Origin of the sequence: Marinobacterium nitratireducens (assembly GCF_014645375.1) — a bacterium.
In the GTDB taxonomy this organism is placed as follows: Bacteria; Pseudomonadota; Gammaproteobacteria; order Pseudomonadales; family Balneatricaceae; genus Marinobacterium_A; species Marinobacterium_A nitratireducens.
Window position 1 is genome coordinate 1 of the sequence record NZ_BMLT01000039.1, and the last position, 538, is coordinate 538.

A 538-nucleotide genomic window follows, 5' to 3' on the forward strand; every position below is an offset into this window, starting at 1 on the left:
CGACAGTCACGGTGCCAGCGTGGACCAGACCGTGACCGTCACCATCACCGGCACCAATGATGCCCCTGTGATCAGCCACGCGATCGCCAGCCAGGCCACGAACGAAGATGCGGCCTTCCGCTTCGCGGTGCCGACGGACACCTTCACGGATGTGGATACCGGCGATACCCTGACCCTGTCCACCGGCAACTTACCGGCATGGCTCAGTTTCGATGCTACCACCGGCACCTTCACCGGCACCCCGACCAACGGCGATGTCGGCACCACCCCGGTCACCGTCACCGCGACGGACTCCCACGGCGCATCCGTGTCCACCACCTTCGATCTGGTGGTCAACAATACCAACGATGCACCCACCTTGAACCCGATCGCGTCGGTCAGCGTGAATGAGGACGGCAAGCAGGTCAGCGGCCAGTTCACCGGGACCGATCCGGACAGGGGCGATACCCTCACCTACAGCATCGCCGCTCCGGTGCCCGGCCTGACCATCAATACGGACGGCAGCTGGAGCTTCGATCCGACCGATCAGGCGTATCAG

Annotated in this window: 1 protein-coding gene; it reads left to right on the forward strand. The window is 64.1% G+C overall.

The window, feature by feature from the left end:
- The coding region (locus IEX85_RS23895) for a putative Ig domain-containing protein (protein ID WP_188863149.1) at positions 1-538 on the forward strand (538 nt) is incomplete at both ends.